13 protein-coding genes are annotated in these 14,925 nt (G+C 65.2%); 8 read left to right on the top strand and 5 right to left on the bottom strand.

The features are described 5' to 3' along the window. Nucleotides 1–10 precede the first annotated feature (10 nt). Nucleotides 11–955 carry a LysR family transcriptional regulator gene (locus tag OHB26_RS33630; protein ID WP_330181277.1) on the bottom strand — a complete coding sequence of 315 codons (945 nt, stop codon included), beginning with the start codon at nucleotides 953–955 and terminating at the stop codon, nucleotides 11–13. Between the two features lie 455 nt (nucleotides 956–1,410). Here OHB26_RS33630 and OHB26_RS33635 point away from each other — a divergent pair, with 455 nt between their 5' ends. The 7 genes from OHB26_RS33635 (at nucleotide 1,411) to OHB26_RS33665 (ending at nucleotide 7,078) form a co-directional block, all read left to right on the top strand. Next, nucleotides 1,411–1,956 (top strand): HNH endonuclease, encoded by a 546-nt coding sequence (locus OHB26_RS33635; protein WP_330181278.1) that lies wholly within the window; start codon nucleotides 1,411–1,413, stop codon nucleotides 1,954–1,956. A 34-nt stretch (nucleotides 1,957–1,990) separates the two neighbouring features. After that, entirely contained in the window at nucleotides 1,991–2,260 is a 270-nt protein-coding gene (locus OHB26_RS33640; RefSeq protein ID WP_330181279.1) for a WhiB family transcriptional regulator, read from the top strand. Nucleotides 2,261–2,399: 139 nt separating this feature from the next. Next, complete coding sequence (locus tag OHB26_RS33645; protein WP_330181280.1) at nucleotides 2,400–4,007, top strand: substrate-binding domain-containing protein; 1,608 nt, start codon at nucleotides 2,400–2,402, stop codon at nucleotides 4,005–4,007. A 96-nt stretch (nucleotides 4,008–4,103) separates the two neighbouring features. Further along, nucleotides 4,104–4,520: a DUF7144 family membrane protein gene (locus tag OHB26_RS33650; protein ID WP_330181281.1), complete on the top strand. Its 417-nt coding sequence runs from the start codon at nucleotides 4,104–4,106 to the stop codon at nucleotides 4,518–4,520. Between the two features lie 78 nt (nucleotides 4,521–4,598). Continuing rightward, a complete protein-coding gene (locus OHB26_RS33655; protein ID WP_330181282.1) occupies nucleotides 4,599–5,303 on the top strand; it encodes a helix-turn-helix transcriptional regulator in 705 nt (234 codons plus the stop codon). 82 nt (nucleotides 5,304–5,385) lie between these two features. Then, nucleotides 5,386–5,763, top strand: a complete 378-nt coding sequence (locus OHB26_RS33660) for a VOC family protein (RefSeq protein WP_330181283.1) — start codon at nucleotides 5,386–5,388, stop codon at nucleotides 5,761–5,763. A gap of 112 nt (nucleotides 5,764–5,875) precedes the next feature. After that, nucleotides 5,876–7,078: a hypothetical protein gene (locus OHB26_RS33665; protein ID WP_330181284.1), complete on the top strand. Its 1,203-nt coding sequence runs from the start codon at nucleotides 5,876–5,878 to the stop codon at nucleotides 7,076–7,078. Here the strand turns inward: OHB26_RS33665 and OHB26_RS33670 are convergent. Continuing rightward, complete coding sequence (locus tag OHB26_RS33670) at nucleotides 7,056–7,628, bottom strand: TetR/AcrR family transcriptional regulator (protein WP_330181285.1); 573 nt, start codon at nucleotides 7,626–7,628, stop codon at nucleotides 7,056–7,058. The genes OHB26_RS33665 and OHB26_RS33670 overlap by 23 nt on opposite strands. A 113-nt stretch (nucleotides 7,629–7,741) precedes the next feature. On the opposite strand from OHB26_RS33670, the gene OHB26_RS33675 reads away from it, so the two are divergent. Then, nucleotides 7,742–8,761 (top strand): aldo/keto reductase, encoded by a 1,020-nt coding sequence (locus OHB26_RS33675; RefSeq protein WP_330181286.1) that lies wholly within the window; start codon nucleotides 7,742–7,744, stop codon nucleotides 8,759–8,761. 215 nt (nucleotides 8,762–8,976) lie between these two features. Here OHB26_RS33675 and OHB26_RS33680 read toward each other — a convergent pair whose 3' ends face one another. The 3 genes from OHB26_RS33680 to gcvP form a co-directional block, all read right to left on the bottom strand. Then, nucleotides 8,977–9,846: a hypothetical protein gene (locus OHB26_RS33680; protein WP_330181287.1), complete on the bottom strand. Its 870-nt coding sequence runs from the start codon at nucleotides 9,844–9,846 to the stop codon at nucleotides 8,977–8,979. A 370-nt stretch (nucleotides 9,847–10,216) separates the two neighbouring features. Further along, the gene (locus OHB26_RS33685) at nucleotides 10,217–11,725 is read right to left on the bottom strand and encodes an HNH endonuclease signature motif containing protein (protein ID WP_330181288.1); all 1,509 of its coding nucleotides are present in this window, start codon (nucleotides 11,723–11,725) and stop codon (nucleotides 10,217–10,219) included. Nucleotides 11,726–12,032: 307 nt separating this feature from the next. Next, complete coding sequence (gene gcvP, locus OHB26_RS33690; RefSeq protein ID WP_330181289.1) at nucleotides 12,033–14,873, bottom strand: aminomethyl-transferring glycine dehydrogenase; 2,841 nt, start codon at nucleotides 14,871–14,873, stop codon at nucleotides 12,033–12,035. Nucleotides 14,874–14,925 lie beyond the last annotated feature (52 nt).

The raw sequence follows: 14,925 nt of genomic DNA on the forward strand, positions 1-14,925 counted from the left end.
AAGTCATTTCCTATCGAATGGCCGCGACTGTTTCCGGACGGGCATCATCGATCTCGTCCGACTCCTCCGATTCGACACAATCCAGAAAAGCCGTCACCGCCGGATTCGTCTCCGACGACCGCCACACCGCATACAAATCCAGGGTGGGCACCGGATCCAATAATTTCACCGCGACCGATTTACTTCCCGGCGCGCCCATACCCATCGAGATCGCCCGGGGCAGTGAGGCGAACCCGACCAGCGGGCGCACCGACACCATATGCGCGGTGGCGCCCGGATCGTCGGCGTACTGCGCCACCGACAGCGAGATCCGCGACTGGGCGGCCGCGCGGAAGATGGCGTCGTACATGGAGGGACACTGCTCCCGGGCGAAGAGCACGCACTCCTGATCCTGTAGTTCGGCGAAGGACACACCGGGCCGATCGGCCCAGCGATGCCGCCGCCCCACCACCGCGACCAGCGGCACCCGGTGCAGCAGTCGCCGATACCGGAAGTCCGCGGTACTGGGGTGCCCGTAGACCAGGGCCACATCCAAGGAACCGTCCGAGAGGGAGGCCAACTGCGGACCCGTCCGCTTCTCCCAGAGCGATACCACGATGTCGGGATGCCGATCGGTCATGCGTACCAGCGCGTCCGGTAACACATGCCTGCTCGCGGGCAGGTTGTAGCCGATATTGAGACTGCCCGCCCGCCCCTCGGCGGTGGCTCGCGCCGAGCGCGCGGCCCGGTCGAGCTGTGCCACGATCTGCCGAGCCTGTAGCTCGAACTCCCGTCCGGCCGGGGTGAGCCGCACCTCGTGTGAGTTGCGAGCCACCAGTTGTACTCCCAGTGACTTCTCCAGTTTCTGCAGCTGGGCGCTGAGGCTGGGCTGGGTGAGGTGAAGGCGCTGTGCTGCGCGGCCGAAGTGCAACTCCTCGGCGATGGCGATGAACGAAAGTAGATGTCGGAACTCCATGACGCCGGCTCCTTCCGAGTACTCGTCACGGTAGCTTCGCCAGGTAACCACCGATGAATCACGGCCGCACAGGGGCCACCAACTCGGTTGCCTGCCAGTGAATCTCCGGCGCCGGGCCGAGCCGCTGTGATACGCGTCTCGCCGGAACAAAATCGCTATGCCGTCCGTTGGTCTGTGCGGGTCGGGAAAAAATGACCCGACAACGGTCTGCCCGTTGTGCCACCATGAGTTTCGACGATGATCACCCGGCCGACCAGGCCATCAGCAGCAGGAGAGGAGGAGGCGGCAATGAATCCGGTGTTCCCCGAACAGTATTCGAATCTGGCGGGAGAGCGAGCTCTGCTCGCGGGCGATCACGCGCATACCAGTCGGATGATCGACCGCCTCCCGGTGCTCGCGTAAGCACCACCATCTTCCTTCCTGTTCAGCTCCATCTACGAAACATGGTGACCCCCATGCTGCTCAGTCATTCCGAAGACCCGGAGATAACCGCCGGCAACTGGATACACACCGGTGTGCTGCTGCTCAACGCCTCGTTCGAGGCGCTGACCGAGATCCGCGCCGACCGCGCGGTGGTGCTGCTGCTCAGCGGCGCCGCCGAATCGGTCCAGGACCGGCAGCCGCACTTCCCGATTCGCTCGAAGCATATGGAGCTGGTGCTGCCGGAGACCATCCGGCTCAACCGCTACATCTACCTCGAGCACCGGATCCTGGTGCATGACGATGACAGCCGGGCCACCCTCGGCGCGATCCTGCGCCGCGACAACTACCGCTGCGGCTACTGCAGCGGTTGGGCACGCACCGTCGACCACATCCGCCCGCGCTCCCGGGGCGGCCCGAATACCTGGGCCAACCTGATTGCCGCGTGCGGTTCGTGCAATACCACCAAGGCGGACCGGACTCCCGAAGAGGCCGGAATGCCGCTGCTGTGGGAGCCCAAGGCCCCCAATGAGATGCAGAAGAGACAGCGCCAGATCTGGAAGGACCTGGCGGCGTCGTAGTCAAGCGTGATCGGACATGAAAGGAGCACATCCGATGACGAATACCGCAGTTCAGGAGCAGCAGACGCTGGCGGATCTGCTTCCCATCTCCGACTCCGCCAACTACTGGCAGCACGCGGCCTGCAAGGGCGACCCGAACCATGAGGCCTGGTTCCCGTTCCCCTCGCAGGACTTCGACTACGCGCGCGGAATCTGCGCGGGCTGCCCCATCCGCCGCGAATGCGGTGAGTTCGCCACCCACACCGGCCAGTCCGGCGTGTGGGGCGGCCACGAGTACGACCGCGGCAACCGGATCCGCGACTGAGCCGATCCCGCGGCGGTCACCCCCTGCCCTGGTGGGCGGGGGTGACCGCCGTTCTACATAGACTGGGCGAGTGGGTACTCATCGCGCCGCGGGCGGGTCACGAGGTGTCAGCAGGGGACCGGTTGTCGCAGTGGTAGCGGTGATAGTGCTAGCCCTGGCCGTCATCGGCTGGGCCTGGTTCCAGGAGCGCGCCAAGGAACGCGACAGCGCGGCCGCGGCCTCATGTGTCGAGGGCACCGTCACCCTGAATGTCACCGTCGATCCCGGAATCGTCGCACCGGTGCGAGCCGCGGCCGAAAGCTATAACAACACCACACCGCATGTGCGCGACCACTGCGCACAGGTGGCGGTGAATCCGCAGTCCTCGGCGGCCATGATCGCCGCCTTCACCTCGACCAATCCGTGGGATCCGGCCCTCGGCCCGCAGCCGGGACTGTGGATTCCGGACTCGACGCGCTCGGTGGAGCTCATGCGCGTACCCGGTTTGATCGGCGGCACGCCCGCACCGATCGCGGTGAGTCCGATCGCGCTCGCCGTACCGGACCAACTGCGCCAGGCCATGGAGACCGCGCAGGTGCACTGGGCGGATCTGGCCAAGCTGCAACAGGGTTCGCTGAGCGATATCGGGCTCGCGCCGTGGGGCGGATTGAAACTCGCCATGCCCGCCGGTGATTCCGCGCTGGCTGTGGCGACCGCGGTCGGCTCCGGCGTCTCGGGCACCGATCCGCTGGACGAGAACGCCGTCCGCTCCGGACAGGTCACCTCGGCGATCTCACTGCTCGCCGCGGGCGCACCGCCGGTCAAGGACACCGCGACCGCCCTCGCCGATCTCGCCGCCGCCACCGATCCGGTCGCCGCGCCCGTACACGCGGTCCCGGCCAATGAGCAGCAGATCCGAGCCCACAATGGGCTCACCGTCTTCCGGCCCTCGGAGAACGGCCCGGTCGACGACTTCCCGGCCGCCGCGATCACCGCGGCCTGGGTCGATCAGACGCAGGCCGCGGTCGCCGGACTGTTCGCGGATTTCCTGCGCGCGCCCGAACAATCGAAGTTGTTCACCGACAACGGTTTCGGGGCCGCACCGCCCAATACCGCCACCGTGCCGGACAAGACCGTACTCAACCAGGTGCAGCAGGTACTGTCGCATCCGGTGCTCGGGGTGAGTTCGACTGTGCTGCTGGACACCTCGTCCTCCATGGGCACCCTCGACGGGGCGATGACCCGCCTCGCCAATGCCGTCGCGGCCCTGCAATCCACCATGGGCGTCATGCCGCCGGAGTTCGGATTGGGCATCTGGGAGTACTCGAAGAATCTCGACGGCGCGACACCGTACAAGATGGTGACGCCGACCGCGCCGCTCACCGACGCACAGCGCGGCGCGATCGCCCAGTCACTCGGCACGATCACGCCCGGGACCTCCAAACCCGATCGCACCTACCCGAGCGTGGCGGCCGCGTATCGCAATGCGGTGAGCAATTACGCCTCGGCGCGCAGCAATACGATCCTGCTGATCACCGACGGACCCGAGGACGACTCCCCCGTCACCGGCGATCAACTGCTCGCCGATATCGCCGCCGCGGCCGATCCGGCACATCCGGTGCGGGTCGATGTCATCGTGATCAACGGCCCCGGCACCCAGACCCTGCAAACCCTGACCCAGCGCACCGGAGGGACATATACCAAGGTGGCATCCAGCAATGACCTGGCATTCGGTACTGCGGTATCGAAAGACCTGACCACGCCTTGAAATAGTTTTTTCGGCATGTCGCCACCAAGTTGCAGCAACCCCGTGGAAGATTCGAAACAGGTTCTATCCGCTTCATCGACCATCGAAGGGGTTCCAATGGCGCACACTACGGATACCGATCATTCGGTGCGGCAGGGTGTAGCAGCGGGCACATCCATCGCGGCGGCGGTATTGCTGCTGGTCATCGGCGTGCTGTCGATTCTGCAGGGCATCTCCGCGGCTGCCTCGGATGATCTGCTGATCGTCGGCACCAATGACTACATCTACAAGTTCAACACCTCGGCCTGGGGCTGGATCCACATCATCGTCGGAGCCATCGTGGTGCTCACCGCCATCGGCCTGATGACGGGTGCGACCTGGGGCCGAGTGGCGGCGATCATCATCGCCGCGGTCTCGATCGTGGAGAACTTCCTGTGGCTGCCGTACTACCCGGCCTGGTCGCTGCTGATCATCGCGCTCGATGTGGTGGTCATCTGGGCCGTGGCTACGTGGAAGCCCGCGAACGCCAGTTAGATCCTCCGCGAAGTTCAGCGCCCCATCGGTTCGCCGACGGGGCGCCTTTCTGTCGGTGCTCCGATCTACGGTGGACAGGTGAACCGCACCGATCGGCTCTACGCGATTGTCGAGGAGTTGCGCGCCATCGCACCTCGTCTCCGTACCGCGCGCGAACTCGCCGAGCGCTACGAGGTCAGTATTCGCACCATCGAGCGCGATATCGGTGCGCTACAGCAGTCCGGGGTGCCGATCTACGCCGATGTCGGGCGGCGCGGCGGTTATGCGCTCGACAAGCGAATGTCGTTGCCGCCGTTGAATTTCACCGCGGCCGAATCGGTGGCCCTCGCGGTCGCCCTGGACCGCAGTCTCGATACGCCGTTCGCGCACGCCGGTCGCAGCGCACTGCGCAAGATCCTCGCGGCCATGACAGAGTCCGATGCCGCTTCCGCGCGCGAACTGGTCGGCCGGGTCGGCCTCATCGAGCACACCGATCCGACTGTCGCACAAGGTATTCCACCGCTCGTGGAGCAGGCTGTGCAGGCACGCCGGGTGCTCGAATTCGGTTACCGGGACCGTTTCGGGGCAGTCACCCACCGCCGTGTCGAACCCCTGTTACTCCTGCATGGCAAGAACGGCTGGTGTCTGGTGACTTGGTGCCGCCTGCGCGATGCCTCCCGCTGTTTCCGCCTCGACCGCATGGTCGATATCGCCCTCACCGATGACCCCATGCCGCCGCGCACTCTGACGGGATGCGATCTCGACCTCCCCGAACACAAACTTCGCATCTTCGCGTTCGGATAGCTTCGTAAACACCGACAGGGGGTTGTCGCCGACCCGGGAGATCGTGAACAGGCAACCCGCTCAACACATCCTCGGAGGAACCATGACCGCCCCAGTCCCCAACACCGTCGCCTGGTTCCAGATCGGCAGCGACCAGCCGGAACAGGTGAAGACCTTCTACAACGGCTTGTTCGGCTGGTCCTTCCTCTCGGACCCGAACTTCAACGGCAACTACGACCTGGTCACCTACCCCGGCAATCCCGTCCCACAGGGCGGGGTCGCCCGAATGCACGACAGCGAGGCCAACCACGCCATCTTCTATGTCCTGGTCACCGATGTCGCCGCCACCGTAGCCACCGCGGAAACCCTCGGCGCGAAAATCCAGGTCCCGGTGACCACCACCCCCAACGGCCTGATCTTCGCAGAATTGCGGGACACCTCGGGCAACCACTTCGGCGTCTTCACCCCGGCCACGTCCTAGCCCGGCGCGCAGGTCGGCCGGGCTGGACCAACCCGGCCGACCTGGGCCTTCGGATCGCCGTGCTATATCTCGTAGGACTGTTCAGGGGTGGGGAACCAACGGGGGGTGCGCTGTGGCGTGGACGAAACAAGCTGTGCGAGTACTCATCTACATGGCCGCGGTCATGCTGATCGTCACCGGCTGCGGACGGTCGGAGAGCCCGCACGGTGACGCCCCGGCATCGGCCGCGAGCTCAGCACCTGTGACATCAACCCCGGCGCAGCCCGCGCGGGGAGCGCTCTATACCTACCTGACCGATACCGCCTTCATCGCCGCGCGCGGCGACACCGAGGTAGGCCGAATCGCCATCGCTCACCCGGTGACATACCCCGGGCTGGCGGCCACCGCCGATAAGGGCTTCATATTCGTCGTAGCCACCCCCGCGGCGGACGCCAGCAGCAAAACCTATGAAACCGCAACGGTTTTCGCGTACAACGCGAAAACCGGCGCACCCGCGGCACCGATCCGATGTGGCTGCTATCGGGCCTACCCCGCCGACGGCAGTGCGGTGGTCTGGTGGCAGGAACCCAATACGATCATGCGCGCCGACCTCGCCGCACCGGATCGGGCACCGGCCGTCTGGCGCACCGTCGATCTGCCACCACCCGCCGCGGAGGGACCGTGGACGGAGAACTGGGGAGGCTTGTCCGGCCCCACCATACTGGCGGCGTCCCCCGATCGAATCCTGTTGTACCGGGGCAGAAACAGCGGCGGCTATGCCCTCACCGAATACGTCTACTCCATCGACGGCGACAATACGATCAAGCAGTACGGCAGCTTCAGCAATTCGGTGATCTTCGCGATCCCGAGCCCGGATGGCCACTCCTTCGCGTTGTACTCCGATGAGCATGTCAACAATGCGTGCAAGGAGGGCCGGGTCGCCACTATCGATACCGACAGGGGAACCGCGCAGGCGATTACGCCTTTCGACGTGGAGACCGGCGACAAGCTCTGTTCGTTCGTATCCGCCCCGCGCTGGAATGCCACCGAGGGCCTGAGCGTCACGATCAAGCGCTACACCGCCGGTACGGGCAAGATCAATCCGCTGCCGGACAGCCGTTGGAAGTACGAGAACTCGACCTGGACGCAGTCAACCCCCGACTATGTACTCGATGCCATCGCCCTCGACGCCGGTCGTAGACTCGAACTCGCTCAGGGCGCGCAGACCGAGCCGAATCCGGCGCCCACCCGGGACCTCTATCTGGTTGCGGCGGACGGCAATCGAAAGCTCATCGCCTCGAACGTGCTCGGCTTCAACGCCGCAGTCCCGCTATGAGCAGGTCGACCAAGCGGCGGGCGTCATAGTCCGGGTTGCCGCCAGCGCCGATGCACAGATTGCCGACACCGCGCATCAGCTCGAAAGCGCGTATGTCCGAACGGATTTCACCTGCGGCGACCGCGGCATCGAGTAGTTGCGCGCAGGCGGGCACCAGGCGGTCGATGAAGTACGCGTGCAGGGTCTGCGAAGCGGCATCATCGGACTGCAATGCCTCGGCGAGACCATGTTTGGTGACCAGGAAATCGACGAACAGGTCGATCCAGCGCGCCAGCGCCTCATGCGCGGTGTCGCAGCTCGCCAATAGTTCCGGCGCGGCCTCGGCGCACGCCTCGACCTGATGCCGGTAGACCCCGACGATGAGATCGGCGCGGGTCGGGAAGTGCCGGTAGATCGTGCCGACGCCGACACCGGCCTTGGCGGCGATCTCACGCACGGGCACATGCACACCGGAGGAAATGAACGCCGCGGCGGCCGTATCCAGCAGCGTCGCCGCATTGCGCCGGGCATCGGCTCGTTTGCGCGGTGCGGCTGATCCGGTGTCGGCCACTGTGTCACTCCTGTTCGAAACACCCTTGGCAAACGGAACAACGTTCCGTATGTTGGTTATCGGAACAACGTTCCGCTTATCTCACAATAGCGCGTCTCCGGAGGAGAACAGCCATGCAGTACCGCCCCCTCGGCCGCACCGGCGTACAGGTCAGCACGCTCGCGCTCGGCGCGATGAACTTCGGCAGCCTCGGACGAACCACTCAGGCCGAGACCACCGCCATGGTCGACGCCGCACTCGAGGCCGGGATCAATTTCATCGACACCGCCGACGTCTACGGCATCGGCGAGTCCGAAGAGCAGGTCGGCCAAGCAATTTCGGGCCGCCGCGACGATATCGTGCTGGCCACCAAGGCAACCCTGCCCATGGACGAGGAACGCAATCATCGCGGCAGTTCACGCCGCTGGCTGACAACCCAGCTGGACAACAGCCTGCGCCGACTCGGCGTAGACCACGTCGATCTGTACCAGGTCCACCGCTGGGACCCGACCACCAGCGATGAGGAAACCCTCTCCGCGCTGACCGATCTACAACGCGCGGGCAAGATCCGCTACTTCGGCTCCTCCACCTTCCCCGCCTATCGGATCGTCCAAGCCCAGTGGGCGGCAAGGGAAAACCGGTTGAGCCGCTACGTCACCGAACAGCCCGGCTACTCGATTCTCCAGCGCGGCATCGAATCCCACGTCCTGCCGGTCACCCAGGAATACGGAATGGGCGTCCTGGTCTGGAGCCCGCTGGCCTCGGGCTGGCTCTCCGGAGCGATCCGGGCGGGCCGCGAAATCACCACCAGCCGTTCACAAACCAGGCCCCGCTGGTACGACACGTCCATCCCGTCCAACCGCGCCAAACTCGACGCCGTCGAACGGCTGGCCAAGATCGCGGACGACGCCGGTCTCACCCTGATCCAACTGGCCCTGGCCTTCGTCACCGCACACCCCGCCGTCACCAGCGCCATCATCGGCCCCCGCACCCTGGACCACCTGAATTCCCAACTCGCCGCCGCCGATACGGTCCTGTCCCCCGACCTCCTGGACGCGATCGACGCCATCGTCCCACCCGGCCTCGACCTGTCCCCCGACGAAAAGCACGACGCCCCACCGGCTCTGCTCGATCCCGCTCTGCGCCGCCGCTGAAGAACCGCTCCCACGCCTCGACCAGCCGACTTCGACAAGCTGACAGACTGCGCATAGTCGGCGATACCCGGTGCGGAGATGGGAGCGATTCATGAAGGCAGTGCGTTTCAGCCGGTTCGGCGGACCCGAGGTCTTGGAAGTCGCGGACCTCCCCGACCCGCATCCGGGCCCCGGCCAGGAGCCTCAAAGGCAAAGACCCGGAGAGCGAGAAGCCTTCAGAACGTGCTTGCCGAGGTGGGAAGACCAGACAGGGCGGCTGCTGCGGCCGCGATCTCAGCGACGGACTTGTCGGCCAGGCCGTCTATGAAAACCATCGGAGACAAATAGGTCTTCTTCTTCCGCCTGCTCAGGAAGGCGACCCAGCGCGGAAGCTGGCGGAGGTACAGATCGTCATCGTGCAGGACGAAGGCGATAACCCTGCGACGATCCCGAGTCGTGGGTCGCAGTGGCACAATCCTGATCTCGCGCACATCTTCCCACCCGACTCGCGCTCCGCGCGTCGGTGTATGAATGCCGTCGAGGTCCAGAACGTAGGCCAGGCGGCCCGGGAGTGCCCAAACCACCAGTGAATACCCCATGTAGGCGAGCACAAGGATGGTCAGTCCGATCCCGAAGCCGAGCAGCACCGGCATGGCCAACAGAACGCCGAAGAATATGAACAGTGCACCGATCACCAGCGGCCCCACCAGCGCTTTCACAATGCCGCCGCCGGAGACCCTGATTTCGAGGGGTGCGGCAGTTCCCGCCGCAATCGGTTCCTGACCCGACCTGCTCGCATTCAGGACGCGAACCAACGTGAGCCGATGGCGGCCAGCGAAGTACGCGAGCCCAAACCAGGCCACCAAAAACACCAAGCCTGCGACCGTAGGGCTCATCGATTCGGCGAATATGCCCAGAAAGACGACCACGACCACAGCACCGAGAGTGCCGCCGACCGTGAACCGGGTCCGGAACATCCTCAAGGCCGACTCAGCGTAAGCCCGAGCGATCAGATCGACGTCAGGATCGGTGGCCGGTACACCGTTCAGGAGGGACTTGCGCGTGGCGGGATCCAGCTGACGCCACTGTTTTTCAGGTTCTTGCACGTCGGGGATGCTGCCACACGATCGCGCCGGGCGCGGTGTAAGACGATCTTGAAGCGATCAGAAGGGGCGCGGTCGGGGTAATTCGGTACGGGGGCTGACGGGCGTACCGGCTTGCGGGGTAACAGGGTTGGGCACGGGGCCTTCGTCGCAGGCTTGGGAGGGGACGCTCCAGTTCCAGCGGGGTTCGGCGGAAGGCCACGATTTTTCAGAGTGGGAACCTGGGGTGACGTACCCGGCATTCGCTCCCCCATTGGGTGCCGCGTTCTCGCCTTCCAGCCTGGCCGGGGGATCTGGTTGCCTTTCAGGAACAAGACAAGACGGACACATTAATCGCATGTGCCGGATGTACCCCACATCTAATTTGGCTGCCCTAGAAGGGGGGCGCGTCGGTGTACTCGGGAAGCTCCCGTTGGGGGCGTTCTGGTTTGCGGCGGCGTTGGGTGGGGGTGCAGTAGACGTGCACCAGTTCGGTGAGTGCGTTCATTACTCGGCCCGGATTGAGTAGGGGCTCTACGGGTTCGGGGGTGGGGACGCCCGGGGCGGTGATGGGCGGGATGTGGACTCGGGGGAAGAGGAATTTCATTCCCTCGGGGGTGGTGGTGATGGATTCTCCGGTGGGAGAACGCCATTCGACTCGGCGGTTCGGGTGGTGGATCACCTGCCAGCCGTTGGCTCCGTTGTCTGCCAGGGTCTTGAGGCGGTGGTGGCGACGGCAGCGGCAGCCGAGATTGGATTCCGTTGTGCGGCCGCCAACTTCGGGGGTGCGGTGGTTGAAACGGTCCTGGTGGTCGAGGTCGGTGGCTGCGGCGGGCACCATGCAGCCGGGCGCGCGGCAGCCACCGTCGAGCGCACGCACCTTGCTCGCGAGTCGCACGGCTGGACGGTAGCGCGTCTCCGACTTGGCAGGAATGGATTCCGTGGCACCCGATCCGGTGGCATGTCGGGAATCCGTGACCGGCACGTCGGAGACGGTGTCGGTAATGATGTCGAAGTGGGCGTGGCGCGCGATCTGGCGGGCCAGGTCGGGGTCGATCGCGCCGAAACCGGCCAGGAGGGCCTGGTTGTCGCGCAGGCCCGCGAGGGTTTCGGCGGAGACACCTACTTGGACAAGGGCTTTGCGGGGATTGGCGGACTGGTCCGGTGCGGCTGTGCGCGGGCAGTTCTCGTCGGCGCATTGGCAGGACAGGCGGTTGCTGCCATCGGCGAGGGCGATGAGGGCATCGGCGCGGCGCTGGTTCGTGGTGCGAGGATCGTTGCCACAGCATTGGGTTGAGGCCATTTCACGCAGGCGTTCGTAAAGCGCCTGGGCACCCGGGGCGGGCAGTACTCCGTCGAGGATGGCGGTGCCGTTGTCCGCCGCGCTCACAGTGACGTAGCGATCGGATTCCGCGGCTTTGCGGCGCTCGGCCTGCCCCGCCGGATCGAGTTCGAGGAGCCAGCGGCGCAAGGTGCGCTTGATCCGGGAGGGGTCCGCGGTCTCCGCGTATGCGGCGATACGCGGTTCCACCAGTGCCACAAGGTCATCCGAGGCATTGAGGAGCACATCTCGAATGACGCGAGCCCGTGGCAGATCGATCCGCCCCGCCGCGAACGCCTCCCGCACCCGCGGCAAACGCGCATCCAAATCCAGCCCGAACCCGATCATCACATCAGCCTGCCGCTGAGAAACCTTCAGCGCGACAGCGATCTCGGTGGCTGCATCCTCCCCCGCATGCACCGCCCGCACGCCGAGTTCGAGCTGCTGCGCCCGACGCAGCCGATACAACTGAGTCATCAACTCAGCCTCCTCGGCCTGCCCCGCAGCTATCCGCGAGTGCACCGCCTGCAACCGCTCCACCAACTCATAGCTGGTGAGCTCCGCAACAGCACTTTCGCCCATACATTCGATCTTACTGCGCACCAAAGCAACACGCGTGCGTCGAATTACAACACACCGAGCAAATGATCAGCAAAAGGTATTTTAATCTTTTGTCTTTGAGGCTTTTGTCTTTTGGGATTTTGTTCTTTCTCGAAAACGCAACCACAGCAGGTCTTCCGGTCGAGAACGTAAGTTCCCGACCAAAGTCCGGAAGCTCAAGCCGGGTACGGCACCCAAGGTTCCCACTCTGAAAAATCGTGGCGATCCTCCGAACCCCGCTGGGACAGAGCGAAAGTCCCTGTCCCAGCTACGTGGGCCCCGAGTGGCTTCAGTTGGTGTAGGAGTCAATCGGCGGGCAAGAGCAAACCAAATTCCGGTCGCCATAAGCACCGTCAATCCGCCGCACCGAAGGCCACACCTTCGCCCGCGAACTCCCCAACCCCCGCGGGTAAACAGCAGTTTCGCGACTGTAAGGGTGCTCCCACTCCCCCACCAAGCACTGAGCCGTATGCGGCGCACCCCGCAGCGGATTGTCCTCAACCGGCCAAACACCCGCCGCGACCTGATCGATCTCACCCTTGATAGCGATCATCGCGTCGATGAAAGCATCGATCTCCTCGAGGTTCTCACTCTCGGTAGGCTCCACCATCAGAGTCCCCGCCACCGGGAAACTCATCGTAGGCGCATGGAACCCATAGTCCGCCAACCGCTTTGCCACATCATCCACGGTCACACCGGTCCGCTTGGTGATCTCCCGCAGATCCAGGATGCACTCGTGCGCGACCATCCCGTTGTCACCCGTGAACAACACCGGGAAATGCGGATCCAGCCGCCGCGCAATGTAATTCGCCGACGCGATAGCCGTCAGCGTGGCGCGCCGCAGCCCGTCCGCACCCATCATCCGAATGTACGACCAGGTGATCGGCAGAATCGACGCCGAACCGTACTTGGCGGCCGACACCGCATGCGATCCCGCCTCCAGCGGATCACCCGGCAGGTACTTGGCCAGATGCTCGCGCACCGCGACCGGACCGACACCCGGGCCACCGCCACCGTGCGGAATGCAGAAGGTCTTGTGCAGGTTCAGGTGGCTGACATCGCCGCCGAACCGCCCCGGACGGGCAAGTCCGACAAGGGCATTCAGGTTCGCGCCGTCGACGTACACCTGACCGCCCGCGTCGTGCACCATGGCGCACAGCTCGGCGACCTCATGCTCGTACACGCCGTGCGTGGACGGGTAGGTGATCATGATGCAGGCCAGGCGATCGGCGTGATCGGCGATCTTGGCGCGCAGATCATCGAGATCGACATCGCCGTTCTCGCGGGTTTTCACGACCTCGACGCGCATTCCCACCATCGCCGCCGAAGCCGCGTTGGTGCCGTGCGCGCTGGACGGAATCAAACACGTATCCCGGTGCGTATCACCGCGTTCCAGGTGGTACCGCCGAATCGCGAGCAGTCCCGCGTACTCGCCCTGGCTACCGGCGTTGGGCTGCAACGAAACCCGGTCGTACCCGGTGACGGCGCACAGCCAGCCTTCCAGGTCCTCTATCAAACGGATCAGGCCCGGAGCGTCTTCGACCGGCGCGTACGGGTGCACCCGATTGAATCCCGGCCACGTGATGGATTCCATCTCCGCCGCCGCATTGAGCTTCATCGTGCACGATCCGAGCGGAATCATGCTGCGGTCCAAGGCAATATCCTTGTCGGACAGCGAACGCAGGTACCGCATCATGGCGGTCTCGGTGCGGTACCGGGTGAACGCCGGATGCGTCAGGATCTCCGAGGTGCGGTTCTCGATGTGCGGCCGCAGCTTGCCGTGGAAGAGCGCGCCCTCGGGGCCGACGGGGATCTCCGCGCCGAAGCAGTCCAGTACCGCCACCACATGCGCGTCGGTGGTCGCCTCATCGCAGGCGATGCCGACATGATCGGCATCGACGAGCCGCAGGTTGATGCCCGCCCCCTTCGCCTTGGCGACGATGGATTCCGCGCCGCCCGGCACGTTCACCAGCACGGTGTCGAAGAAGCTCTGATGCACGACCGCGTCGCCCAGCCCCGCGGCCAGCCACTGCGCGTGCCCGTGCACCCGGCGCGCGATGGACTTGAGCCCGTCCGCACCGTGATACGAGGCGTACATGGCGGCCACAATGGCCAGCAGTACCTGTGCGGTGCAAATGTTCGAGGTCGCCTTCTCGCGGCGAATGTGCTGCTCACGGGTCTGCAGGGCGAGCCGGTAGGCGGTATTGCCGTCGGCGTCCACCGAAACACCGACCAGTCGCCCCGGCAGCTGCCGCGCATGCGCCTGACGCACCGCCAGATATCCCGCGTGCGGCCCGCCGAATCCGAGCGGCACACCGAACCGCTGGCTGGTGCCGAAGCAGACATCCGCGCCCTGCTCACCCGGCGACGTAATCAGCGTCGCCGCAAGCAGATCCGCGCCGACCGCGACCAAAGACTTACGCGCGTGCGCGGTTTCGATGACCGAGGTCCAGTCGACGATCTTGCCCGAGGCACCCGGCTGCTGCACGATCACGCCGAAGAAGTCACCCTCGGGCAGCTCACCGCCACTCAGATCCGCCTCGACGATCTCGATCCCGAGCGGCTCCGCGCGCGTGAACAGCACGGTCCGGGTCTGCGGGAACAGATCGGAGTCGATGAGCAGTCGCTGCGACTTGCTGCCCCGGTTCGCGCGCTGCAACAGCGTCATGGCCTCGGCGGCGGCGGTGGCCTCGTCCAGCATGGACGCGTTGGCGACATCCATTCCGGTCAGATCGGACACCATCGTCTGGAAGTTGAGCAGCGCCTCCAGCCGTCCCTGGCTGATCTCGGGCTGATACGGCGTGTACGCGGTGTACCAGGCCGGATTCTCGATCAGATTGCGGACCAGCACCGGCGGGGTCAGCGTGTCGTAGTAGCCGAGGCCGATCATGGTCGTGGCCACCGTATTCGACCCGGCCAGCGCGGCCAGCGCCGCCAGCGCCTCATGTTCACCGACGGCGGCAGGCAGGGCGTCGAGGCCATTGCTCCCGGCACCGTCGAGGATGCTCGCGGGAATGGCCTTGGCGGCGAGTTCGTCCAGCGATTCCACACCGACGGTGGCGAGGATGCGCTCGAGTTCGCCGCTGTCAGGTCCGATATGGCGGTCGGCGAAGGATCGAGTCCAGGTCACGGCAGCTCTCCAAAGGGGTGGGCGGGGGTCGGCGCGGTTGCCGACGCGTCGT

This window comes from Nocardia sp. NBC_01503 (assembly GCF_036327755.1).
In the GTDB taxonomy this organism is placed as follows: domain Bacteria; phylum Actinomycetota; class Actinomycetes; order Mycobacteriales; family Mycobacteriaceae; genus Nocardia.